The organism is Vandammella animalimorsus (assembly GCF_002288875.1).
Classification (GTDB): domain Bacteria; phylum Pseudomonadota; class Gammaproteobacteria; order Burkholderiales; family Burkholderiaceae_C; genus Lampropedia; species Lampropedia animalimorsus.
The window spans coordinates 116,164-138,092 of record NZ_NTBH01000007.1 but is presented as its reverse complement, the minus strand read 5'-3'; the positions used below and the strand labels follow the sequence as shown (position 1 = coordinate 138,092).

Sequence of the window (21,929 nt, the reverse complement as noted above, 5' to 3'; positions counted from 1 at the left end):
GATCAGGGCCGCGATTTGGCTTGCGTCACAGGTTCTGATTTGGCGACGGCGTTCATGGCATGGGGCTTGAGGATGCCCCATGCCTCTTTTGCGATGTAGCCGGTGACGGTCATAAAAGCCGCAGCGGCTACGCCAATAACCCACGCAAGCACTTTTGCGGTGTGCCTGATTTGCTTGAATTCGGAGACGTCGCTTTTGATGCGGGCGATGTCTGCTTCCAGTTTCGCAACAGACTCTTTGTGCTGATCAAGCTTGGCGTCGATAGCGCCAAGGGTTTTTTGCACATCGGTCATTTGCTGCCAGACGAAAACCGCATCCATGCCATGTGCCATGCCCATTTGTGCAGGCGTGGTCATGATCGCTGGCGGGGCAACGGCTTCTTCTGTTGCCGCTTGTTTTTTGGCGCGGGTGGTGGCCATCACGCCGTGCCTTCCATACGGGTCTTGAGCCATTCCCACATGTCCGACGGGCCGCGCCCGTAGTAGCTGGCAAATGAGGTGACAAGTGTGGGGCCAACAGGAGACTTCTCGCCTTGTTCCTGGCCGGTGATGTTCAGCAGATTGGAGACTTCGATGGTGGTGCCGCCATAACGCACCAGCCACCCGGCCTTTGCTTGCAGGGTGTGCCGATCTTTGGACTCAAAGCGACTCTCGACTTCCTGCTTGAGTCTGTCGTAGTTGTCGCCCAGCGGGGTGATTTGGAAGATTGGCATGATGTGCGCGATTGTAGTCAGGCAAGCAATGTCCCCCACCTTGGTGGAAATACGGATGTGCGCAGTTCATGGCGCGATCCTTCTTGTGGTGAGGCATGCCCTGCCTGCCTGCTGGGGTAGGCGGCATGCGGGCATGGATGGAATGGGGTTCAGGCCAGCGCGGGCGGCTGTGCGGGCGGCAGCCTGCGTTGCAGGGCGCGGGCCATGCGCTGGGTGCAGACGTTGGCAAGCCGGGCCAGTTCTTCAGGTGGCAGGTGCGCGTCGCCCGATTCGATGGCGCTGGCCCATTTGGAGCTGGGCAGCACGTAGGCGTCGCGGGCGATGGGGTTGATGCTCATGCCATGGCCGTAGCCGAAGCTGACGATAAAGCGCTGGCTCATCAGGGCGTCAAGCACCAGCCCTTGCAGCACTTCAGGGGGCAAGTCCCAGCGCTGCTGCTGGCCGCTGCGCAGGTTGTCGATGTACTGGCAGGCGGCTTCGTGGGCTGCTTGCATGGCCGGGCCGCCGGTGAGGTCGAGCGCCGGGGCGGTGGTTTTTTGCGGATCCGCTGGTGCCCACTGCGCGATGTGGCGGCTGAGGATGCTCACGGCCTCGGTGAACTGATTTGCCGGTATGTGGCGGTAGTCCACCTTGAAGTGGGCTTTGAGCTTGCTCCAGCCTTGCACCATGATTTGCGCTTGCAGGTCTTTGGGCATGCTCTTGGCAAAGTCTTGGAGCAGGCTACGCAGGGTTTGTGCTTGCTCGGCTGAAAGGGTTTGGTCGGGGCTGACGCTGTAGGGCTGGGCTGGTGCTGCGCCAAAGTGGCGGGCCAGCACGTCGAAGCATTCGCGCTGGTACTGAATCAGCCGCTCGCGCAGCTCGGGCTTGACGCGGCTTGCGCTGATGCCAAAGAGCCAGCCGTTGAGCATATTCAGGGGCAGGCAGGTGGTTTGTTGCGGGCCGCCTTGCGAAGGTGTGGTCGTAATACACACACCTTCTGCCAGCACGGGATTTCGCTTGATGCGCTGCAATTGGGCTTGCCAGTCTAGGCCGATTGCGTCGCACACGGGGCGCAGGGCTACGGCAGGCTGACCGTCAATGAGGGTGACGAGAAGGGCTTGGCCGTGGAAGTCCACGGTGGTGAGGGCGTTAGCCATGATGGCTCCTTTGACAAACAGGTTGTGGAGCCTGCCGCTCACCGTCGCCAAACGATGGGTGGCAGGCGCGTGCGGGTTGGCGAACCGGGTCAAAGGTACCGGCAGCCCTTGCGGGCTCCCACACGGCCTGCCATAAAAGGAAGCCGCGCCCGCGCAGCACGGGCATGAAAAAAGCCGCTTGCACCATGAGAGGCGAGCGGCCTTGCTGCGCCTTTGACTTGTTGGGTCGCCAAACCCACGCCTCTTGCGAGGCAGGCGCATGATACCCCAAGCAGCAGCCAAAGAAAAGCCCGCTGATGGCGGGCTTGAGCGCAGGATTGCGGAGTTAATCCGCATCAGGCGGGGGGCTTTTTTGCCGCGATCGCCACGCGGCAGAGGCACCCCATCCACCAACAAAGCCAAAGATGACTTTTGTCAGATCCAGCACGATCGCGTCTTTGTCGTTGAGCAGCGCCACAATGATCAGGGCCACGACAACCAGCACCACAAATCCAGCAAAGACCAATCGGTGCAGGTGCATTGCTCGTTGCACTGCGCGCTCATCCTTGCGGTCGGCCGCTTGTGCCGCAATGCTTTTGTCTGCAATGCTGGAGTTGTGATCGATTTCCTTGCTGGCCAGCTCTGTTTGCTTGAGCTCAAGGGCGATCTTTGACTCCTGCAGCGCCAACATGCGTTGCAAGGTTTGTTCGCTGATTTGCGGGGTTTGCGGCGTAGGCACGCTGCTCAGTTTCTTGTTCATGCCGATTGCGGTCGCAACATGGGCACAGAGTACACCACGTCAAAGCGGCCAAAGCCTGGGCTGCCAATGCTTGGCGGGATGAAGCGCGAGCGTTCAATGAGATGTGGCTGAGTTTGCGCCAGCTTTTGGTATTGGCGCGCAGAAAGCACCTCGCGCTTGACCGGGCGCATGATGTGCATGGGGCGTTGCTTCATTTTCAGGCTCCGGTTGGATTGATAATCGGAGATAAATTCTATCCATTTCCGGCTTTTTCCGCAGTTTCAGCGACTATTGGCGATGGCTGGCGGCCTCTGGCGGCCGCTGGCGATCGCCAGTACAAAGCCAGTGGTCTGCGCAAAAACTGAACAGACCATGTGGTGCCCTGGCGCTGGCCCCAGGCTGGGCAGATCACTATCTGCCGCGGTCGGCCCTATAGCGGCACGACATGGAACAATAACTGATCAATGATTTTGGGCCTTGCTCGCATGCCGCCCGAGCAGTGGGCACAGCAAAGCCCGCCTCAAGCGGGCTTCGGGTGGTTGGCCGGAGCGCCAAAGCGTTCCCGCAAAAGGACAATAGCCCTAGGCAAGAGGCAATCTTTCTTTGCGGGAAAAATCGGCATAACCCATTGATTTAAAACATATTGCCGTCGGACTCATAATCCGTTGGTGCTGGGTTCGACTCCCAGGGGGCCCACCAGAATGAAAAAGCCAAGCTTGCGGGCTTGGCTTTTTTGCGTGTGGGCCATTCATCAGATGAAGATCAGATGAAGAAATGGCTGCCGGCTTTCCAGGCAGCCCAGGCCAGTAGCCCGAAGTACACCACCGAGCCCAGCGTGACCAGGTAGCCGCCCAGCACCAGCAGGCCATCGCGCTGGGCCACGCCCAGCGACAGCAGCAAAATGGCGATGCCCGGCAGGGTATTGGAGAACGGCACCAGGCCCAACGGCAGCATCAGCAGCACGGCGGCAAACATGATGGCCAGGCCGTTGAGGTTGCGCATGGGGCCGCCGGTGAGGCGGTGCATGCGCAGCGGTTTGAGGATGGCATCCAGCCTGCGCAACACGCCCAGGCCGCGCTGCAATACTGGGCGCAGCCGATCGGCGCTGAGCTGGCGGTCGGCGATGAAGGGCGGCAACCAGGGCAGCCGGCCCAGGCTGATGGACAGCGCAATGAGCAAGATGGCGCAGCCGAACACGGTGGATACGCCCGGGATGGAGACCGGGAAAAGAAAGGGCAGCGTCATGAGCGCGCAAAGCATCAGCAGGCCTTTGTCGCCCATTAAGGCCATGAGCTCGCGCACCGAGAACGAAGGCTTGTCCAGCCGCGTCAGCAGTTGCACCAGCACTTCGCTGGCCGAGAGCTGGCCGGCTGGGCCGGGGCTGGCGGTGTGACCCTGGGCGGCGGGCTGGGGCGGTTCTGGCGTTGGGGGCAGGGCGTTGCTCATGGCGTTCTGATGCTGCGGGCTTGCGTGTGTGCCTTGAACAGGCTTTTACAGCGCGGCGCGCACGGCGTCGCCCATTTCGGCGGTGCCGACTTTTTTCGTGCCTTCGCTGTAGATGTCGGCCGTGCGCAGGCCGCTGGCCAGCACTTTCTTGACGGCGGCCTCGATGCGCTCGGCCGCCTCGGGCTGGTTCAGCGAGTAGCGCAGCATCATTGCGGCGCTGAGGATGGTGGCCAGCGGGTTGGCAATGCCCTTGCCGGCGATGTCGGGCGCGCTGCCGTGGCTGGGCTCGTACAGGCCCTGGTTTTTCTCGTTCAGGCTGGCGCTGGGCAGCATGCCGATGGAGCCGGTGAGCATGGCGGCCTCGTCGCTCAAGATGTCGCCGAACATGTTGCCGGTGACGAGCACGTCGATGTTCTTGGGCGCCTTGACCAGTTGCATGGCGGCGTTGTCCACGTACATGTGTTCGAGCTGCACGTCCGGGTATTGCTGGTGCACTTCAGTCATCACGTCGCGCCAGAACTGGAAGGTCTCCAGCACGTTGGCCTTGTCCACCGACAGCACTTTTTTGCCGCGCTTGCGTGCGGCCTGGAAGGCTACGTGGGCGATGCGCTCGATCTCGGGCCGGCTGTAGCGCATGGTGTCAAAGGCTTCCTCGCTGCCGGGGAAGTGCCCGTCGCTGGCGGTGCGGCGCCCGCGCGGCTGGCCGAAATAGATGTCACCCGTGAGCTCGCGGATGATGAGGATGTCCAGCCCGGCCACCAGCTCGGGCTTGAGGCTGGAGGCGTGGGTGAGCTGCTCATAGCAGATGGCGGGGCGGAAGTTGGCAAACAGGCCCAGCTCCTTGCGCAGGCCCAGGATGGCCTGCTCGGGGCGCAGGTGGCGCTCCAGCGTGTCGTACTTGAAGTCGCCCACGGCGCCGAACAGGATGGCGTCGGCTTGCTTGGCCAGCTTCAGCGTGGCCTCGGGCAGCGGGTGGCCGTGCGCGGCGTAGGCCGCGCCGCCGACCAGGGCTTGCTCCATTTCGAGCGGCAGGCCCAGGGCCTGGAGCACCTTGACGGCTTCGGCGACGATTTCGGTGCCGATGCCGTCACCGGGGAGGATGGCGATTTTCATGTGCTGTGCTTTCGTTGGTGTTGGGAAATGGCGTGGATGAATTTGTGGCGCCACAGCATCCAACCACGCTGGATGTAGGTGGCAAAAAAGCCATAGGGGTGGCGGCGCACGTCCCGGCCTTGCAGGGCCTGGGCAATCATGTCCAGGTGCTCGCTGTTCCAGGCCCACAGGGTGCGGCCGCCGACGCTGATTTGGTGAAACAGCGGAGGCAACTGGGCGTAGGCCACGCCCTGCGCGCGATACAGGCAGGCGGTGCAGCGCAGGTCAAACGGCTGGTCCCACAAGGCGTTGCCGTCAGCGGCGATGCGCACATCGGGCATGGCATCGAGCAGGGCCGGCGGCGGCGTGGCCAGCGCGCGCTGGCCACAGCGTGGGCAGCGCACATCGAGCTGTGCAGGGCGCTGGCGATGGTCGTAACGGACGTGGCTGGCGCCGCCACTCAGCCAGGAGCGCGTGCGCTGCCGCTTGGGTCGGGCGGCGGGCCGGGATGGCAAAACAGGTGGGGCAGGCACGAAGATGGCTGGAAAAAATGGGCGAACAGGCAGCGGCGACCGGGCCTGGGCATCATGCGCGGGGCATTGTATCGGTTGCGCCTGGCCGATCCATGCCCGGTTGCGGGCGGGCAGGGCGGCAGATCAGGCCTTGACCTACAATCGGCGCCCACCATGACCCATGCCGCCGTTTCCTTTCAGTCCGTCAGCAAGATCTATCCCACGCCGCGTGGCCCTTTTCAGGCCTTGCATGAGGTCAGCCTGGAGATTCGCGAAGGCGAATTTCTTGGCCTGCTGGGGCCCAACGGCGCGGGCAAGACCTCGCTGATTGCCATTCTGGCTGGACTGGCCAAGGCCACTTCGGGCACAGTGACGGTGCAAGGCTTCGACGTGCAGCAAGACTACGCTCAGGCGCGCCGCCGGCTGGGCATCGTGCCGCAGGAGCTGGCCTTTGACCCATTCTTCTCGGTGCGTGAGACGCTGCGCTTTCAGTCCGGTTATTTCGGCGTGCGCCGCAATGAGGCCTGGATTGAAGAGTTGCTGCACCACCTGGGGCTGAGCGACAAGGCCGATGCCAACATGCGCCAGCTCTCGGGCGGCATGAAGCGCCGCGTGCTGGTGGCGCAGGCGCTGGTGCACAAGCCGCCGATCATCGTACTGGACGAGCCCACCGCCGGTGTCGATGTGGAACTGCGCCAGACGCTGTGGCACTTCATCGACCGCCTCAACCGCGAAGGCCATACGGTGCTGCTGACCACCCATTACCTGGAGGAGGCCGAGGCCCTGTGCCATCGCATTGCCATGCTCAAGCGCGGCCGCATCATCGCTCTGGAAGACACCACCGCCTTGCTGGCGGCCGCCACGCAAAGCGTGTTGCAGTTCAAAACCGATCAGCCGCTGCCCGAGGCCTTGGCGGCACAGGCGCGTGTGACTGGCCGCGTGGTGCAGATTCCGGCGCGCGAGCCCGGTGATGTGGAGCGGCTGCTGGCGCAGCTGCGCGAAGCGGGTGTGCAGCTGCAGGACATGGAAATCCGCCGCGCCGATCTGGAAGATGTGTTCGTCTCCATCATGGGCGAGTCGCCAGACGGCAGCGGCCACTGACCCCATCCTGCCCGCGCTGGCCGCCAGGCCTGGCGCCACCCCAGCCCCTCTTGCTCTTTGCCTTTTCCATCGAACATGCCCCCGACCCCCGCCCCACCTTCCTTTGGCTGGCAGATGCTGCTGATCAAGGAGGTCAAGCGCTTCTGGCGCGTGGCTTTCCAAACCATCGCAGCGCCGGTGCTCACGGCGCTGCTGTACCTGATGATCTTTGGCCACGTGCTCGATGGCCGCGTCACCGTCTATGGCGGGCTGAACTACACCAGCTTTCTGGTGCCGGGCCTGGTGATGATGAGCGTGCTGCAAAACGCCTTTGCCAACAGCTCCTCCTCGCTGATTCAGAGCAAGATCACCGGCAACCTGGTGTTCTTGCTGCTCACGCCGCTGTCGCATCGCGCCTGGTATGTGGCTTTTGTCGGCTCCTCCATCCTGCGCGGCCTGGCCGTTGGGTTGGGGGTGATGCTGGTGACGTTGCTGTTCACTTCCTTGCGCCTGGCCCATCCGCTATGGGCGCTGCTGTTTGCCATCATCGGCGCTGGCCTGCTGGGCACGCTGGGCTTGATCGCCGGGTTGTGGGCCGACAAGTTCGATCAGCTCGCCGCCTTCCAGAACTTTCTCATCATGCCGATGACATTCCTCTCCGGCGTGTTCTACTCCATCAACTCGCTGCCAGCGCTGTGGCAGGGCATCAGCCACCTCAACCCGTTCTTCTACATGATCGACGGTTTCCGTTACGGCTTTCTGGGCCACAGCGATTTCTCGCCGCTGCTGAGCCTGGTCATCACCGGCGGCGCCTGGGCGCTGACGAGCTGGCTGGCGCTGCACCTGCTCAAGATCGGCTACAAAATCCGCCATTGATGGCCGCGCGCCGCCCAAGGCCTGCTGCCCTCGCCCCGTTCACTCACACACACATTGCCTCTGCCATGACCGCCGAAGAACTTCAATCGCTGATCCAGCAAGGCCTCGAATGCCAGCACATCGAGCTGCAAGGCGATGGCCGCCATTGGTTTGCCACCATCGTCTCACCCGCCTTCGAAGGCTTGGGGCTGATCCAGCGCCAGCGTTTGGTCTATGCCACTTTGGGCCAGCGCCTGCACACCGATGAGGTGCACGCCCTGTCGATGAAAACGCTCACGCCCGCGCAGTGGCAAGCCCAGCAAAACGCGCAATAACCTTTGCCGATTGAACAAAGACCATGCAACAACTGTTGATCCGTGGCGGCCGCGCCCTGCAGGGCGAAGTGCCCATCTCCGGCGCCAAGAATGCGGCGCTGCCGTTGCTGTGTGCAGCCTTGCTCACCAGCGAGGCCGTGACGCTGCACAACGTTCCGCGCCTGCAGGACGTGCGCACCATGCTGCAGCTGCTGCAGCACATGGGCGTGCAGGCCGAGCACGATGCCCAGGGTACGGTGCGCTTGCGGGCGCAACAGCTGGGCGAGCCCGAAGCCCCTTATGAGCTGGTGCGCAGCATGCGCGCATCCATCCTGGCGCTGGGGCCGCTGATGGCGCGCACCGGCCGCGCCACCGTGGCCCTGCCCGGCGGCTGCGCCATCGGCTCGCGCCCGGTGGACCAACACATCCGCGGCCTGCAGGCCATGGGGGCGGAGATTGCGGTCGAGCACGGCAACATCGTCGCGCGCCTGCCCCAGGGCATGTCGCGGCTGCGCGGCGCGCGCATCACCACCGAGATGGTCACCGTCACCGGCACGGAAAACCTGCTCATGGCCGCCGTGCTGGCCGAGGGCGAAACCGTGTTGAGCAATGCCGCGCTGGAGCCCGAAATCATCGACCTGGCCGAGATGCTCATTGCCATGGGCGCGCGCATCGAAGGCCATGGCACAGCCACCTTGCGCATCCAGGGCGTGGAGCAACTGCAGGGCTGCAGCCACAGCGTGGTGGCCGACCGCATCGAAGCGGGCACCTTCCTGTGCGCTGTGGCCGCCACCGGCGGCGACGTGTTCTTGCGCGGCGCGCGATGCGAGCACCTGGGCGCCGTGCTGGACAAACTGCGCGACATGGGCGTGGACATCGAGTGCAAGCCGCAGGGCATCCGCGTGCGCAGCCCGGGCGCGGCCTCGGGCAAGCTCACGGCGCAAAGCTTCCGCACCACCGAATACCCGGGCTTCCCGACCGACATGCAGGCGCAGTTCATGGCGCTCAACTGCGTGGCGCAGGGCATCTCGACCATCACCGAAACCATCTTCGAGAACCGCTTCATGCACGTCAGCGAATTGGCGCGCCTGGGCGCGCACATCCAGGCCGATGGCAAGGTCGCCGTCATTGAAGGCGGCGCCCAGCTCAGCGGCGCGGCCGTCAGCTCCACCGATCTGCGCGCCTCGGCCTGCCTGGTTATCGCCGGCCTGGTGGCCGATGGCCAGACCATCGTGGGCGAGCTGCACCACCTAGACAGGGGCTACGAAGCCATCGAAGCCAAACTGCGCGGCCTGGGCGCGGACATTGAGCGCAGCAACACGGCTTGTTGAGGTCTGCAGCGCTGCGCCGGCCTGTGCGCATGAAAAAAGCGGCTTGCCCACAGGCAAAGCCGCTTTTTTCACGTCTGGGCAGCAGCCTCTGGCCACTGCGATGCCTTGCACCGGCGCTGGCCGGCCAAAGGCATCAGGCCATCAGCATCATCATCAGGGCAGACGCACGTCCCACTCATGGCGCTCCACATACGTGGGGTAACCACGAGGCGCATCATGGCACTCGGAGAACAGCTTGCCATCCTGAATGACGGCCACGCACTTCTCGACCACCGGGCCATTGGGGTGGCGCTTCTCGTCGATCAAGTCCACGCGCGTGCCATCGGCCAGCTGGCCCTGGCCCACTACGCTCAGGTATTCCACCTCTTTCGGGATGGTGTGCAACACCGTGCCCGTGCACTGCGGGTTGTTGTAGGCCAGGGTGTGCTCTTGGCGCTCGAAGAAGGTGGCGGACTTCTTCGTCACCACATCCACATCCCATTTGTAGTAACCGGCGCTGCTCCACTCGCAGCGTTCATCGTGCTCCCTCCAGGTGCCCGAGTAGTCGAACAAAGCTGCCGCAGGCTGCTGCGGGCCTGGCGCTGGCGCAGGTGTCGGTGCCGGGGTGGGCGCAGGCGTCGGCGCAGGTGTGGGCGCCGGTGCCGGTGCGGGAGCAGGGGCCGGAGCGGGAGCAGGGCTGTCCGAGCCGCCGCCACAGGCAGTAGCGCCAAGACCAACCAGAAACGCCAGCAGGAATGCACGGTTCATGGGGAAATCCTCCAAAGTATGTTGAATGAGAGCGTGGCACCCAAGCCGGAGCCCAGGCAGCGCATAAAGAACCGATGATAGGCCGTGACCTTTAAATCAAGCCTGAAGCCCGCGTTCATCAAGGGTTTAGGCTTGCCAAGAGCGCAGGCGCGCGCCCATTGCAGCCGACTGAGGCCATGGGCCAGGCACCGAACGACCCTGGCTTCAGGCGGGCAGTGTGGACAGGCTGGCGGGCCAGGGAGTGTCGAGCACGACGATTTCCCGGACATGGGGCTTGAGCAGTTGCATCAAGGCATCGTGTTCAGGGCTGACGCGATAGGCGCTGAGGTGGCCAGGGCTGGCAAAGACGGAAAGCAGGGCATGGCTGTACTGGGCGGAGGTGGAGGAATGGTTTTTCACCAATTCATAGCGAAGCAGGCCTTCGCAAAGGGCGGGCATGCGCCGGAATGCAGTGTCGATGTGCTGCTGCAGCTCGTCGGATGGAGTGGCGTGGAAGGCCATCAGGACGATGTGTAGTTGCATCGGGGATCTCCTTGTAGCGGCGGCGACATTACAGAGGAGGGCTTGTCGCCTTGGGATTGTCTGCATGATGCAGAAAAAATGTGTTCATCGATATTGTTGCGATCGTCATAGTTGGAAGACATTCTTTGCCAAAGACCAAAAAGGCGTCTCTCTGATTGGAGCGGACGCTGTTCCAATTCTTAGGTTGATGTTGACATCTTTGGCGCATGGGGAGTTAGGTGTTAACCCCTGTTTTGCGTATTTGCTTATTGCATTAATCTTTCGATCGTCATGAATGTATGGATGTTGGGGATGTGTCTGATGGAAGGGGTGGGGGAGATGTGCAAGTCGGTGATGCTTGATGGCAAGCGGGTGCGAGATGCGTTCAGCCGCTTTCCTTCGGGAGTGGCGGCCATTGCGGCACGGTGCGAGGGGCGCTTGCAGGTGCTGGTCGCATCGAGCTTCACGGTGGGGGTCTCATTGGATCCTCCGTTGGCTGGTGTTTTTGTGCAAAAGGGCTCATCGACCTGGAGGGCGCTTGTTCGAGCTCCTCGGTTGGGCGTGTCCATCCTGGGGGCTAGGCATGCGGCCATTTGCCGGCAGTTGGCCTGTCGCGACAAGGATGTGCGGTTTTGCGGAGTGCCAACGCGGGAGACTCCGATGGGGGCTGTGCGGATCGAAGGGGCTTCGGTCTGGTTCGATTGCAGCGTGCATGCCTTGCACGATGCGGGGGACCACGATGCCGTGCAGCTGCTGGTGCACGACTTTCGCATTGATGAAGCGGTGGATCCGCTGGTGTTTCACTGCTCTCGATTCACCCATTTGATGCCACCGGTGCAGCAGGCGTCTTGTGCGGGTGGTGCGCCTTAATGGGTGGGTCTGCCGATTGTTTTTGCTATCGAGGCCAGGGACGGCGAAGGGGGTGCGTGATGTTGATCGAGCGTGTGGAAGGCAAATGGGTTGCCGACTTTGTGCAGGTGTTCGGTTTGTGCAAAGTGCGGCGCGGCGAGGTGGCGGCAATTTTGTCGGAGTCGCAGTCGCGCTCGGTGTTGGTGGAGCTGGCTGAGCTGGCGCTTGAGCAAATGGGGGCGAAGGTGTTTCATGTCCGCTTGCCCTCGCCGCGGCTGAAGGAGGCGGCGCCGTTGCGCTCCACGGGCACCTCACTGGCCATCGAGGGTCTGGAGCCGGTCATTGCGGCCTTGTCTTCCAGTGACTTCATCGTCGATTGCACGGTGGAGGGTTTGCTGCATGCGGTGGAGCGCACGGCTTTGCTGGCCAGGGGCGCGCGCATCATGATGATCAGCAACGAGCACCCGGAGATTCTGGAGCGGCTCAAGCCTTGTCCCGTGGTGCATGAGAAATGCCAGCTGGGCGCGCAGATGATTACCGATGCCCGCACCATGCGCGTCACATCCCGTGCCGGCACGGATCTGACGGTGGACTTGACACAGGTGCCTGGCCGGGGCAGCGCCGGCATTGCGGATCGTCCAGGCAGTTTTGGCTATTGGCCTGCAGGCCTGTGCATTTGCTATCCCAGCAATGGCAGCGTCAACGGCACGCTGGTGCTCGATTGTGGGGATGTGAATCTGACCTTCAAGCGCTATCTGGAGGCGCCGGTGACGCTGCGCATCGAGAACGACTTCGTCGTTGCCATAGAGGGCGATGGACTGGACGCGCAATTGCTGTGCTCGTACTACAGCAGTTGGGAAGGTCGTGATGCCTATGCTATCAGCCACGTGGGTTGGGGCATGGCGCCAGCGGCGCGTTGGGATGCATTGGTGATGTATGACAAGCGCGATACGAACGGTACGGAACTGCGCGCCTTTGCCGGTAATTTTCTGATCTCCACCGGAGCCAATCCGGCCGCTGGGCGCTTTACGTCCTGCCACTTCGATTACCCCATGCGCAATTGCACGGTGAGCCTGGACGGGCAAGAGGTGGTGCGCGAAGGTGTGCTGCAAGGGGTATTGGCCTAGTGTGCTGCTGTCTGCTGCAAATGCCTGCACATCAAACTGCGCCTTGCCCCGACGCGAAAGCCATCGGTTCGATTGTGGGCAGGCGCCTGCGGGACAACATACAGGGGGGCTCTGCACGAATCCAGCGGCCAGGGTGCGTTGCGGTTCGGGATGGAGTGCGAGGCGCGAGGCGCAGCAACGGCCTCGGCCATTGCGAGGATGAGTCACGAAGCGGGCTGCCCGAATCCGCAAATGCACACGACGCGGCGATTCGTGCAGAGCATCCCCAGGGCCTGTTCTCGCGAGATTCGATTGAAGATGATTGACAAGGAAGGAGAGGCTATGACCGATGTGACTGCAACCCATCAACGCCTGATTGTCACTCAGGCGCCTGTGCCCGATGCGACGGCAGAACTGATTGAGCGCGTGCATCAGGTCGGAGCGCGACTGCGAGAGCAGGCGGTGATTGCCGATCGCGAGCGGGATTTGCCCCTGGCCAGCGTCGAGGCGCTGGAGCAGGCCGATGTGTGGCGCATTTCTGCGCTCAAGCGCTATGGTGGCTACGAGGGCGGGGCGCGCATGCTGCTGGATGTGGCCAGGACGGTGGCCTATTACGATCCTGCGGCTGCCTGGTGCGTAGTCATCTCCAACGGCTCGGTCATGCTGGCCAACCGCTTTGGCGATGCAGTGCTCGACGAGGTCTTTGCCAATGGGCCGATTCGCGCAGCCTCCATTTTTGCGCAACCACAGGGCACGGCCACGCCAGATGGTGATGGCTGGCGTATTACCGGCAAGTGGCCATTTGCCTCCAACAGCAGCCATGCCGAGTGGGCGCTGGGCATTCTGTTCATCCAGGATTCCGAGGCGGCACCAGCGAACCAGACTGTGCCGCAGGTGGGCTTTGTGCTGATGCACCGCAGCGAATACAGGCTGGAAGACACCTGGTTCACGATCGGCATGCGCGGCTCGGGTTCCAACACCATGGCGACCGAAAACCTCTGGGTGCCCAGAGATCGGGTCATCACCTTTGAGCAATTGATGGGCCCCGGAATGGAGCAGGATGGCTCGGCGACCTTCGGGCGTCGGCTGACACCGCATCTGACCATGTCCACCACGATCCAGGCCCCCTCGCTGGGCGCTGCCTATGCTGCGCTCGATCACGTCGTCGAGCTGGCTGGCAAGCGTGGCATCACCTATACCCACTACAAACGGCAAATCGACTCGGGGGCATTTGTGCAAAACCTGGGCATGGTCAGTGCCAAGGTGGATGGCGCGCGCCTGCTGCTGGAGCGCGCAGCCGATGCGATTGATGCGGCCGCGTGCGGCGTCGTCCCCATGCCGCTGGAATACCGGGCCGCGCATCGGGGGGGCATTGGCCATGCTGGACATGAATTGGTCGATGCCGTCAACGATTTGTGCTGGTTGCATGGCACAGCCGCTTTTGCCGAAAGCAGTCTGTTGGGCCGCATGTGGCGTGACATCAATACGGGCACCCGCCATGCCTCCATCACTGCCCCGATGGGGTATGAGCTGCACGGCAATGCGCTGACGGGCACGCCCTATATTTCATTGAAGCTGTAAACGATGCGCACGGTCGTAGCTTTCCCCTCATCCCAGGCCCGGGTCGATGGCGTGGACGTCCAGGCTTGGTATGGCCTGCGCTATGCACATGCGCCCAGGCGCTTTGCGCCTGCCGAGGCGGCCGGCGGGCAATTGTCGGTGCAGTGCCTGCAGCAAGTGCCCGTGTTCCCCCAACTGCCGAGCCGGCTGACAGCAGCCATGGGCGAGGGGGGAGCCAACCCGCAGGACGAAGATGCCTTTTTTCTGAACGTCTGGGCGCCTGCGCAGGCCCAGGGTCTGCCTGTTTTGCTGTTCATTCATGGCGGGGCGTGGATGACCGGGGGCGGCAGCATGGCCTGGTACGACGCCACCCGCCTGGCGGCCCAAGGATTGGTGGTGGTGAATGTCAATTACCGGATTGGCGCGCTGGGGCATTTGGGATGGCCGCAAGCGCATGAGCTGCCATTGCCTGCAGCCGATCTGTTGCTGGCGTTGCAGTGGGTCGCCGAGCATGTGCATGCCTATGGCGGTGATGCCGGCCGCATCACGCTGATGGGGCAGTCCGCTGGCGGCTGGTATGCGCATCTGCTGTCGGTGCTGCCGCAGGCTCGTGGAATGCTCGATCGCGTGGCGCTGCTGAGCATGGGGGTGAGACAGCCTTGGCCAACCGAACGCCAGCGCATGGTGACTGCTGCGGCAGCAGCGCGCGTCGCCGATCTGAGCAGTGGAGGCGCTGATTTGCATTCAGCGCCAGCTGCGCTGGTATTGCGTGCCGGCCTGAGTGCCTTGCCCCACGAAGCTTTTCGTTTGGGGTATGCAGCGGCGGCTTTTTTGCCAGTGGCCAGTGCGGGCCTGCCGCAGGGCCTGCTGGAGCCAGGCTGGGCGGCTCAGGCATGCCACGCCCGGGCCGTGTATTTGCGCCATACGGCCGATGAATGCGCAGCTTTCTTTTTTCAAACACCAGCGCAGCGGCAGGTAACGCAACAACAGGTCGATGAGGCGCTGGCGAGCTGGCCCGCGGCCGATTTGCCTCCCAGCTTGTGCCGGCACGGGCGATTCTTGGGGGCGCAAAGTGGGCTGTCCCCGTACCGTCAACTGGTTGCTGCCGCGTCGTGGCGGCAGTTCCAGCGTTTCCCGCATGAATACGCAAAACAGTTGCGGCAATTGGGCAAGTCAGTGCAATTGGCACGGTTTACGTTGGAAAGCCCGCTGGACGGTTTCCATAGCGGGCACTGTCTGGATCTGCCTTTTCAATTCGGCCAGTTGAGTGCCTGGGCGGATGCGCCCATGCTGGCTGGCCTGCGGCTGGAGATGCTTGAGGCGGTGTCACGCCATTGGATGGCCGAGATTGTGAGTTTTACCGTGCGCGACCTTGCGCCCCACGCGCCTGCAAACGGCGTGCCTTTTGCCACTTGAAAGAAAGGGTTCTGTCATGAGCAAGCTTTACATCACCCGTCGCCGCGTGCTGAGCGCAGCAGGTTTGGGCCTCCTGGGCATGAGCCTGGCTCCAGCGAGGGCGCAGACGTCTCAAATTCGCATCCTGGTCGGGTTTCCGGCCGGTGGCAGCACCGATGTGGTGGCGCGCGTACTGGCCGAAGGCATGGCACGCATCCTGGATCGCCCTGTGATTGTGGAGAACCGGCCTGGCGCGGGCGGGCAGATTGCGGCCAATGCGCTGAAACAGGCCCCGGCCGATGGCGCGACGCTGTTGCTTTCCAACAGCCATGCACTGTCGATGATTCCGCTGACGGTGCGCCAACCCGGTTATGAGACGCACCGGGATTTTGCGCCGGTGGGCCTGGTGGCCATCTCGCCCGATGTGCTGGTGGTCAACCCGGAAATCGTGGGCCAGGTACACGATCTGGCCGGGCTGATGGCATGGATGCGCGCGCAGCCAAAGCAGGCCAATATCGGCGTTCCCGCACCTGCCAGTGATCCGGAGTTCGGTGTGCACATGCTCTCCAATCACTACCAGCTGGCGCTCAGCCCCGTGCCGTACAAAGGGGATGCGCCCATCGTGCAGGATTTGCTGGCCGGGCAGATTCCTGCTGGCATCGGCTCGATTGCCGTCATGCTGCAGCACGTCAAGGCCGGGCGCCTGCGCATCATTACCATCAGTGGGCCGCAGCGTTTTGCGCTACTGCCGGATGTGCCCACCTATGTGGAGCAGGGCGTCAAGGGCTATGGCATCAGCAATTTCGTCTCGGCATTGGCCCCGGCCGGGACGCCCCGCGAGACGATTGCGCGCTACAACGCGGCCATTGCCCAGGTCGTGCAATCGAGCGCTTTTGCGGAAAAGCTCTCTGAGCTGGCCATTCAGCCCAGCAGCAGCACGCCCGAGGAGCTGCAGGCGCGCATCCTTGCGACGGATGAGGCATTTGCGGCAATGGTGAAGATGGCGGGCTTTCAGAAGCCCTTTTGATGAGCGGCCCTGTCATCGCCCGTGATGCGCCCGGTCGCAGGCCGCGCTGGGCATTGGCCCCATGGCTTGAAAAGCAGGGCGGCGGGCAGAAGGCTCGCCCCGGGACATGGCAAGCAGGAAATTGGCCGCTGGCAAAGGTCAATAGAATCGTCTGCCATGAAACACCCCATCGCCCTGGATGAGTTCATCGCCGGCCGCGCCCATGAGGCGCACGAGCAGCCGACGCACTATCGGCTGGTCATGACGTTTTTCGGCATTTATGGCCGGCCGGCCGGCTCGGCCATCCCCATTGCCGCCGCTGTACGCATGCTGGCAGAGCTCGATTGCGAGCCGTCCAGCATTCGTTCCTCCATCTCACGGATGAAGAAAAAAGGTGTGCTGGTCAGCAAAAGCACCCCGGCGGGCAATGGCTATGCGCTATCGGATGGCCTGGAGCCGCACATGCGCGCAGGGGATGCGCGCATTTTTTCATCACGCCCCATGGGGGTGGGCGATCCGTGGCTGCTGGTGTCTTTTTCCGTGCCGGAGAGTGAGCGCCAGTATCGCCACAAAATTCGCATCGGCCTGGCGCGCCTGGGGTTCGGCAGCGTGGGGGCGGCGCTTTATATCGGCCCGGCGCGCTTGCGGGAGGAGACCATTGAATACATCCGCGAGCATGGCCTGTGGGACTACGTGGAGATGTTCACTTGCCAGCCCTGTGGCTTGGGTGATCTGCAGGCCAAGGTCGCGCGCTGGTGGAATCTTCAAGCGCTGGGCAAGGAATATCAAAGCTTCGTCAAGCCCTATCAGGCCGAGCTCGAGCGCTGGCAAAAGCGCATGCGCCAGGGGCAGTTCAGTGCGCAGGATGCGTTCAAAAGCTACCTGCCCATGGTGACGTGTTGGCGCCGGCTGCCCTATCTGGATCCGGGGTTGCCGCTCGAGTTGCTGCCGGCCAATTGGATCGGCATCACGGCGCGCCGTGTGTTCAACGACTTGCATCGTTTGCTGGCCCCCTTGTCGCAGCAATACTACGAACAGGTCATGGCCGAGTATCTGGGAGACATGGATGCCGGCATGCAGGCATAAGCGTTGGCCCTACAGGGAAGGCATGGCGGGGCTTCGTCACGCCCAGACCTGTCCAACCGCGCATGGTTGCCGCCCGTGGCAGAGGCTTCGAACGGGCGCTCAAGCCCGCATGAACTGGCCCATGCGCTGATAGACCGCATCGCAGGCATCGGGCACCAGGGCCTGCATGTTCATGAAGGCGTGGATCATGCCTGGCAGGTGCCAGTGTGTGCATTGCACGCCCTGGGCCTGCAGCTGCTGGGCGTAGGCATAGCCTTCATCGCGCAGCGGGCAGAAGCCGGCCGTGAACAGCAGCGTGCGCGGCAGCGCGGCGGTGGCGGGCATGTGCAGCGGCGAGGCGGCGCGGCGCTGAGGCGGCTGCGCGCTCTGGAAATACTGCTCGAAGTACCAGCGGATGCGCCGCGCATCCAGCAGGTAGCCGCTGCCGTTTTCCTCGATCGAGGGCAGGGCCATGGTGTAGTCCAGGCTGGGGTAGATCAGGATCTGGCGCGCAAAGCGCAGCTCGGCGCGCTGCTGGGCCAGCGCGGCCAGGCTGGCAGTGAGCGCGCCGCCGGCCGAGTCGCCGGCCACGGTCAGCCCACCGGCCAGCCCCCCAGGCATTGCCAGGCCCTGCGCGGCCAGCCATGCGGGCAGTGCCGCCAGGGCCTGTGCGCAATCTTGCAGGCCTTGCGGGTAGGGGTGCTCCGGGGCCAGGCGGTATTCGAGTGCGAGCACGCGGCATTGCGCCTGCATGGCCAGGCGGCGGCAAATGGGGTCGTACACGGCGATGCTGCCGGCCATGTGGCCGCCGCCGTGCAGGTACAGGCAGACGGGCAGGCTGGCCTCTGCCGGCGCGGGGTCGTACAGGCGCAGGGCGATGGGGCCATCGGCGCCGGGCAGCGTGGCTTCGTGCACCTGGGCGATGTCTGGGCCGGGGGCGCACAGGGAGTGGGTCAGCCCGGCCAGGCCATCGCGCGCCAGTGTGGGCGTGAGCTGGGCCGATTGCAGCGGGGCATCGGGGCGGTTGGCCTGCTCCAGCAGGCCAACCAGGCGGGCATCGGGCGCGGCAGCGCGGCGCGGGCATTCGGGGGCGGTGGCTGGGGCAATGAGCATGGTGCGTTTTGAAGTCATGACTTGAACAGGCTGCGGGCCAGGAACCAGGCCAGGCCCCACATCATCACGGCGACCAGGCCATCGAGCCAGATCCACAGCCGAGGCGTGTTGATGCGTTGGCCCAGCCAGGCCGAGGCGCTGCCCAGGCAGGTGAACCACAGCAGCGATGCAGCCATGGCGCCAAGGCCGAACACCATGGCCTGGCTGCCATAGGCCAGCGAGGCCGAGCCGATGAGCACGGCCGTGTCCAGCCAAGCATGGGGGTTGAGGCAGGAGAACGCCAACGCCGTGGCCATGGCCTGGCCCCGGCCCATGAGCGGCGCGGCGGGCGCCTGCACCAGATCATCGATGGCCTGGGCGGCGGCATCCTGGTGGCGCGCCGTACGCTGCGCGCGCCAAAAGCGGTGCAGCGCCTGCCAGCCGTACATCAGCAAGAACAGCACGCCGGCGCCGACCAGCGCGCCATGCACCTTGTCGGGCATGTGGCCGAACTGCGCCAGCCCATACACGCCGATGAAGATCAGCAGGCAGTCGGCGGCAATGCTCATCAGTACGGTGAGCAGCACGTGCTGGCGCAGCAACCCCATGCGCAGCACGTGCGCGTTTTGTGGGCCAATGGCCATGATGAGCGACAGCGACAACGCCAGACCGGAGAGAAAGGTGGTGGTGGAAGAAGGCATGGTGGCAGGCAGATGGGCGTGGGGCGCCAGCATTCTATGGATGGATGGCGCGGTTAACATCGCCCGCCCGGTGAAACGCGGCGCGCGACCGCTGCGCCTGCCCCGCAGTTGAGCCGCTCACGCGCCAGGGCGCGCTGTTCGGGCTGTCATTGCAGACTGTGACTCAACATTTGCTCTATGCGCTTGCTTGCTTCTTATCTTCAGGTTTCCAGCGATCCCAGCATCTGGGCCGTGCAGCTGTTTGCCATCGTGTTTGCCACGGTGTGCTGCAATTTCGTGCTGCTGCGAGTGCTGGATTTTTTTGCTCGCGTCACCAGCCATACACGTTCGATCTGGGACGATGCGCTGTTGCAGGCGGCGCGCCTGCCGCTGCGGCTGATGGTGTGGGTCATTGGCCTGTCGGCCGCAGTGGCCTTGCTCAATGCCATTGAGCGCAATGCGCTGTTTGCGCATGTGGATGCGGCCCGGCGCGTGCTGTTGATTGCCATTGCGGCGCTGTTCGTGTTGCGCTTTATCCGCAACATGGAGGCGAACCTGACCGACGCCCAGCGCAACCAGCGCCCGGTGGACAAGACCACGGTCTATGCCGTGGGCAAGTTGCTGCGGTTGTCGGTGGTCATCACGGCGGCGCTGGTGGCTTTGCAGACGCTGGGGTTCTCCGTCTCGGGCGTGTTGGCTTTTGGTGGCATTGGCGGCATGGCCATTGGTTTTGCCGCCAAGGACATGCTGTCCAACTTCTTCGGCGGGCTGATGATTTATTTGGACAAGCCCTTCACCGTGGGCGATTGGATCCGCTCGCCCGATCGCCAGATCGAAGGCACGGTGGAGGACATCGGCTGGCGCATCACGCGCATTCGCACCTTCGACAAGCGCCCGCTGTACGTGCCCAACTCGCTGTTCACCAGCATCGTGGTGGAGAACCCTTCGCGCATGTTGCACCGGCGCATCCACGAGACCATGGGCATCCGCTATGAGGATCAGCACAAGATGGCAGCCATTTGCGATGCGGTACGCGCCATGCTGCGCAGCCACCCGGACATCGCCACGGAGCAAACCATCATCGTGCACTTCAATGCCTGCAGCGACTCCAGCCTGGATTTCATGGTCTATTGCTTCACCAAGACGACCGAATGGGTGCGCTTTCACGCCATCAAGGAGCAGGTGATGCTCAAGATCATGGACATCGTGGCCGAGCATGGCGCGCAGTTTGCCTATCCAACGCGGTCGTTGTTTCTGGCCGGCGATGCGCAGCACGCGCCGGTGCCGTTGGCCAGCGTGGCCACGGGCGGCGCAACGCAGCAAGGCTCTGACTGAACAGGCTTTAACGCTACGAGTTGCAGCCTTGCCTTGCCGGCAGGGGATTCAGGCCGAAGCCGGCGGCCGCAGGCGGTCGGTGGCGTGTGCAGCCAGCGCGCCGTATTCGTAGGCCGCCTCGCGCAGCGGCTTGAGTGCGGGGCGCTGTGGCTCGGTGACGGGCACGGGCAGTTGCGTGGCGTCGATCTGGCTCAGCACCAGGCGCGCCAGCTCGCGCCCCAGCGTGGTGCCTGGGCCAATGCCACGGCCGTTGTAGCCGCTGAAGCTGATGGTGTTGCGCGCCAGATGGTGAAAGCGCGGCAGAGCATCGCTGGTCATGCCGATCTGGCCGTACCAGGCGTGTTCGAACTCGACCGGCCCCAGCTGCGGAAACCAGCGCGCCAGCACTTTGTGCCCCCAGTGCGGATGCAGCTGCGCGCCCAGGCCGCGCAGCGCGCCCACGCTGCCCAGCACCAGGCGGCCGGCGGCATCGCAGCGCAGCGAGGCTAGCACCTGGCGCGTATCCCAGGCACCGTGGCCTTGCGGCAGGATGCGTGCGCGCTGCCGCGCACTCAAAGGACGGGTGGCCAGATTGAAGTAAGGCAGGCGGATTTGCTCGCGCTGCAGCTGCGGCCACAGCGCGCCGGTATAGGCATCGGTGGCCACGATGACCCAGGGCGCACGCACGCGCCCAGCGGCTGTATGCAGCAGCCAGTGGCTGCCTGCGTCCTCAGCAGCGCTGACGCGGCTTTGCGTGTGGATGCGCGCGCCTGCGGCCATGGCCGCGCGCGCCAGGCCGCGCGCATAGGCCAGCGGCTGGATGGTGCCGGCGCGCAAATCCAGCAGGCTGCCGTGGTAGAGCGTGGTGCCCGTGGCCTGGGCCGTGGCCTGGGCGTCGAGCAATTGCACCGGCGCGCCCAGCGCCTGCCATTGCTGGTGGCGCTGGCGGATTTCCTCCAGCCCGCTGGCGCCGACAGCGCAATGCAGCGTGCCACGGTGCACGGCCTCGCAGTCCATGCCGTGCTTGTCCACCAGCGCGTAGACCAACTGCGGCGCCTGGCCCAGCAATTGCAGCAGGCGCGGGCCATAGATGGGGCCGAGCAGCTCGGGCAGGCGCTGGGGCATGACCCACAGGCCGGCGTTGACCAGGCCGACGTTGCGCCCGGCAGCGCCAAAGCCGACCTCCTGGGCCTCCAGCAACACCACGCGCGCGCCGCCTTCGCTCAAATGCAGTGCGGCGGACAGCCCGGTGTAGCCCGCGCCGACGATGGCCACATCGGCCTCGGCCAAGCCTTCAAGCGCGCTGGTGGCCGGTGCGGGCGGGGCGCTGGCAGCCCACAGGCCGTGGCTGCGGCGGCGATTCTGCACTTGCGGCGCAGGGCTTGGCTTGGGCAAATCGGTCATGGCGATGGTGTGCG

24 protein-coding genes are annotated in these 21,929 nt (G+C 63.9%); 11 read left to right on the top strand and 13 right to left on the bottom strand.

Translation table 11 applies throughout. The features are described 5' to 3' along the window. Positions 1-2 precede the first annotated feature (2 nt). The 8 genes from CLI93_RS11085 to CLI93_RS11050 form a co-directional block, all read right to left on the bottom strand. The gene (locus tag CLI93_RS11085; RefSeq protein ID WP_095542576.1) at positions 3-419 is read right to left on the bottom strand and encodes a hypothetical protein; all 417 of its coding nucleotides are present in this window, start codon (positions 417-419) and stop codon (positions 3-5) included. Then, entirely contained in the window at positions 419-712 is a 294-nt protein-coding gene (locus CLI93_RS11080) for a hypothetical protein (RefSeq protein ID WP_095542577.1), read from the bottom strand. The genes CLI93_RS11085 and CLI93_RS11080 overlap by 1 nt, the downstream gene beginning before the upstream one ends. A gap of 149 nt (positions 713-861) precedes the next feature. Then, positions 862-1,848, bottom strand: a complete 987-nt coding sequence (locus CLI93_RS11075) for a phage antirepressor N-terminal domain-containing protein (protein WP_172424287.1) — start codon at positions 1,846-1,848, stop codon at positions 862-864. 325 nt (positions 1,849-2,173) lie between these two features. Beyond that, a complete protein-coding gene (locus CLI93_RS11070; RefSeq protein ID WP_095542579.1) occupies positions 2,174-2,587 on the bottom strand; it encodes a hypothetical protein in 414 nt (137 codons plus the stop codon). Continuing rightward, positions 2,584-2,781 carry a hypothetical protein gene (locus tag CLI93_RS11065; RefSeq protein WP_095542580.1) on the bottom strand — a complete coding sequence of 66 codons (198 nt, stop codon included), beginning with the start codon at positions 2,779-2,781 and terminating at the stop codon, positions 2,584-2,586. Before CLI93_RS11065 ends, CLI93_RS11070 begins: the two co-directional genes overlap by 4 nt. A 547-nt stretch (positions 2,782-3,328) precedes the next feature. After that, entirely contained in the window at positions 3,329-4,012 is a 684-nt protein-coding gene (locus CLI93_RS11060; RefSeq protein WP_095542581.1) for an exopolysaccharide biosynthesis protein, read from the bottom strand. Positions 4,013-4,057: 45 nt separating this feature from the next. Continuing rightward, a complete protein-coding gene (gene leuB, locus CLI93_RS11055; protein WP_095542582.1) occupies positions 4,058-5,125 on the bottom strand; it encodes a 3-isopropylmalate dehydrogenase in 1,068 nt (355 codons plus the stop codon). Then, the gene (locus tag CLI93_RS11050) at positions 5,122-5,619 is read right to left on the bottom strand and encodes a hypothetical protein (RefSeq protein ID WP_095542583.1); all 498 of its coding nucleotides are present in this window, start codon (positions 5,617-5,619) and stop codon (positions 5,122-5,124) included. Before CLI93_RS11050 ends, leuB begins: the two co-directional genes overlap by 4 nt. A gap of 171 nt (positions 5,620-5,790) precedes the next feature. On the opposite strand from CLI93_RS11050, the gene CLI93_RS11045 reads away from it, so the two are divergent. The 4 genes from CLI93_RS11045 to murA all read left to right on the top strand — a co-directional run bounded on the left by CLI93_RS11045 (position 5,791) and on the right by murA (position 9,196). Next, the gene (locus CLI93_RS11045) at positions 5,791-6,717 is read left to right on the top strand and encodes an ABC transporter ATP-binding protein (RefSeq protein ID WP_095542584.1); all 927 of its coding nucleotides are present in this window, start codon (positions 5,791-5,793) and stop codon (positions 6,715-6,717) included. Between the two features lie 75 nt (positions 6,718-6,792). Then, the gene (locus tag CLI93_RS11040; protein WP_095542585.1) at positions 6,793-7,572 is read left to right on the top strand and encodes an ABC transporter permease; all 780 of its coding nucleotides are present in this window, start codon (positions 6,793-6,795) and stop codon (positions 7,570-7,572) included. A 65-nt stretch (positions 7,573-7,637) separates the two neighbouring features. Continuing rightward, a complete protein-coding gene (locus CLI93_RS11035; RefSeq protein ID WP_095542586.1) occupies positions 7,638-7,886 on the top strand; it encodes a BolA family protein in 249 nt (82 codons plus the stop codon). Positions 7,887-7,909: 23 nt separating this feature from the next. Continuing rightward, positions 7,910-9,196 carry a UDP-N-acetylglucosamine 1-carboxyvinyltransferase gene (gene murA / locus CLI93_RS11030; RefSeq protein WP_095995891.1) on the top strand — a complete coding sequence of 429 codons (1,287 nt, stop codon included), beginning with the start codon at positions 7,910-7,912 and terminating at the stop codon, positions 9,194-9,196. Positions 9,197-9,349: 153 nt separating this feature from the next. On the opposite strand, the gene CLI93_RS11025 is transcribed toward murA, so the two are convergent. Beyond that, entirely contained in the window at positions 9,350-9,943 is a 594-nt protein-coding gene (locus CLI93_RS11025) for a hypothetical protein (protein WP_143327007.1), read from the bottom strand. 204 nt (positions 9,944-10,147) lie between these two features. Continuing rightward, entirely contained in the window at positions 10,148-10,465 is a 318-nt protein-coding gene (locus CLI93_RS11020; protein ID WP_095542589.1) for a Dabb family protein, read from the bottom strand. 270 nt (positions 10,466-10,735) lie between these two features. On the opposite strand from CLI93_RS11020, the gene CLI93_RS11015 reads away from it, so the two are divergent. The 6 genes from CLI93_RS11015 to CLI93_RS10990 all read left to right on the top strand — a co-directional run bounded on the left by CLI93_RS11015 (position 10,736) and on the right by CLI93_RS10990 (position 17,446). Continuing rightward, positions 10,736-11,314, top strand: coding sequence for a flavin reductase family protein (locus CLI93_RS11015; protein WP_238945822.1), 579 nt, complete (start codon positions 10,736-10,738; stop codon positions 11,312-11,314). A 59-nt stretch (positions 11,315-11,373) separates the two neighbouring features. Continuing rightward, positions 11,374-12,420 carry a 2,5-dihydroxypyridine 5,6-dioxygenase NicX family protein gene (locus tag CLI93_RS11010; protein ID WP_095542590.1) on the top strand — a complete coding sequence of 349 codons (1,047 nt, stop codon included), beginning with the start codon at positions 11,374-11,376 and terminating at the stop codon, positions 12,418-12,420. 321 nt (positions 12,421-12,741) lie between these two features. Next, entirely contained in the window at positions 12,742-13,980 is a 1,239-nt protein-coding gene (locus tag CLI93_RS11005; protein WP_095542591.1) for an acyl-CoA dehydrogenase family protein, read from the top strand. A 3-nt stretch (positions 13,981-13,983) separates the two neighbouring features. Further along, positions 13,984-15,375 carry a carboxylesterase family protein gene (locus CLI93_RS11000; protein ID WP_095995890.1) on the top strand — a complete coding sequence of 464 codons (1,392 nt, stop codon included), beginning with the start codon at positions 13,984-13,986 and terminating at the stop codon, positions 15,373-15,375. Positions 15,376-15,391: 16 nt separating this feature from the next. Next, the gene (locus CLI93_RS10995) at positions 15,392-16,381 is read left to right on the top strand and encodes a tripartite tricarboxylate transporter substrate-binding protein (protein WP_095542593.1); all 990 of its coding nucleotides are present in this window, start codon (positions 15,392-15,394) and stop codon (positions 16,379-16,381) included. A gap of 156 nt (positions 16,382-16,537) precedes the next feature. Continuing rightward, positions 16,538-17,446 (top strand): PaaX family transcriptional regulator, encoded by a 909-nt coding sequence (locus CLI93_RS10990; RefSeq protein ID WP_095542594.1) that lies wholly within the window; start codon positions 16,538-16,540, stop codon positions 17,444-17,446. 99 nt (positions 17,447-17,545) lie between these two features. Here the strand turns inward: CLI93_RS10990 and CLI93_RS10985 are convergent, their stop codons facing one another. Together CLI93_RS10985 and CLI93_RS10980 are read right to left on the bottom strand one after the other, a co-directional pair. Then, positions 17,546-18,556: an alpha/beta hydrolase gene (locus tag CLI93_RS10985; RefSeq protein WP_095995889.1), complete on the bottom strand. Its 1,011-nt coding sequence runs from the start codon at positions 18,554-18,556 to the stop codon at positions 17,546-17,548. Then, entirely contained in the window at positions 18,553-19,218 is a 666-nt protein-coding gene (locus CLI93_RS10980; protein WP_095995898.1) for a LysE/ArgO family amino acid transporter, read from the bottom strand. Before CLI93_RS10980 ends, CLI93_RS10985 begins: the two co-directional genes overlap by 4 nt. Positions 19,219-19,395: 177 nt before the next feature. On the opposite strand from CLI93_RS10980, the gene CLI93_RS10975 reads away from it, so the two are divergent. Continuing rightward, positions 19,396-20,532: a mechanosensitive ion channel family protein gene (locus CLI93_RS10975; protein WP_095995888.1), complete on the top strand. Its 1,137-nt coding sequence runs from the start codon at positions 19,396-19,398 to the stop codon at positions 20,530-20,532. A 48-nt stretch (positions 20,533-20,580) separates the two neighbouring features. Here the strand turns inward: CLI93_RS10975 and CLI93_RS10970 are convergent, their stop codons facing one another. Continuing rightward, entirely contained in the window at positions 20,581-21,915 is a 1,335-nt protein-coding gene (locus CLI93_RS10970) for an NAD(P)/FAD-dependent oxidoreductase (protein WP_238945824.1), read from the bottom strand. Between the last annotated feature and the right edge of the window lie 14 nt (positions 21,916-21,929).

Coding starts and splice junctions, on each gene's coding strand:
- CLI93_RS11085 (WP_095542576.1), bottom strand. CDS start 419: ATGGCCACCACCCGCGCCAAAAAACAAGCGGCAACAGAAGAAGCCGTT.
- CLI93_RS11080 (WP_095542577.1), bottom strand. CDS start 712: ATGCCAATCTTCCAAATCACCCCGCTGGGCGACAACTACGACAGACTC.
- CLI93_RS11075 (WP_172424287.1), bottom strand. CDS start 1,848: ATGGCTAACGCCCTCACCACCGTGGACTTCCACGGCCAAGCCCTTCTC.
- CLI93_RS11070 (WP_095542579.1), bottom strand. CDS start 2,587: ATGAACAAGAAACTGAGCAGCGTGCCTACGCCGCAAACCCCGCAAATC.
- CLI93_RS11065 (WP_095542580.1), bottom strand. CDS start 2,781: ATGAAGCAACGCCCCATGCACATCATGCGCCCGGTCAAGCGCGAGGTG.
- CLI93_RS11060 (WP_095542581.1), bottom strand. CDS start 4,012: ATGAGCAACGCCCTGCCCCCAACGCCAGAACCGCCCCAGCCCGCCGCC.
- leuB (WP_095542582.1), bottom strand. CDS start 5,125: ATGAAAATCGCCATCCTCCCCGGTGACGGCATCGGCACCGAAATCGTC.
- CLI93_RS11045 (WP_095542584.1), top strand. CDS start 5,791: ATGACCCATGCCGCCGTTTCCTTTCAGTCCGTCAGCAAGATCTATCCC.
- CLI93_RS11040 (WP_095542585.1), top strand. CDS start 6,793: ATGCCCCCGACCCCCGCCCCACCTTCCTTTGGCTGGCAGATGCTGCTG.
- CLI93_RS11035 (WP_095542586.1), top strand. CDS start 7,638: ATGACCGCCGAAGAACTTCAATCGCTGATCCAGCAAGGCCTCGAATGC.
- murA (WP_095995891.1), top strand. CDS start 7,910: ATGCAACAACTGTTGATCCGTGGCGGCCGCGCCCTGCAGGGCGAAGTG.
- CLI93_RS11025 (WP_143327007.1), bottom strand. CDS start 9,943: ATGAACCGTGCATTCCTGCTGGCGTTTCTGGTTGGTCTTGGCGCTACT.
- CLI93_RS11020 (WP_095542589.1), bottom strand. CDS start 10,465: ATGCAACTACACATCGTCCTGATGGCCTTCCACGCCACTCCATCCGAC.
- CLI93_RS11015 (WP_238945822.1), top strand. CDS start 10,736: ATGAATGTATGGATGTTGGGGATGTGTCTGATGGAAGGGGTGGGGGAG.
- CLI93_RS11010 (WP_095542590.1), top strand. CDS start 11,374: ATGTTGATCGAGCGTGTGGAAGGCAAATGGGTTGCCGACTTTGTGCAG.
- CLI93_RS11005 (WP_095542591.1), top strand. CDS start 12,742: ATGACCGATGTGACTGCAACCCATCAACGCCTGATTGTCACTCAGGCG.
- CLI93_RS11000 (WP_095995890.1), top strand. CDS start 13,984: ATGCGCACGGTCGTAGCTTTCCCCTCATCCCAGGCCCGGGTCGATGGC.
- CLI93_RS10995 (WP_095542593.1), top strand. CDS start 15,392: ATGAGCAAGCTTTACATCACCCGTCGCCGCGTGCTGAGCGCAGCAGGT.
- CLI93_RS10990 (WP_095542594.1), top strand. CDS start 16,538: ATGAAACACCCCATCGCCCTGGATGAGTTCATCGCCGGCCGCGCCCAT.
- CLI93_RS10985 (WP_095995889.1), bottom strand. CDS start 18,556: ATGACTTCAAAACGCACCATGCTCATTGCCCCAGCCACCGCCCCCGAA.
- CLI93_RS10980 (WP_095995898.1), bottom strand. CDS start 19,218: ATGCCTTCTTCCACCACCACCTTTCTCTCCGGTCTGGCGTTGTCGCTG.
- CLI93_RS10975 (WP_095995888.1), top strand. CDS start 19,396: ATGCGCTTGCTTGCTTCTTATCTTCAGGTTTCCAGCGATCCCAGCATC.
- CLI93_RS10970 (WP_238945824.1), bottom strand. CDS start 21,915: ATGACCGATTTGCCCAAGCCAAGCCCTGCGCCGCAAGTGCAGAATCGC.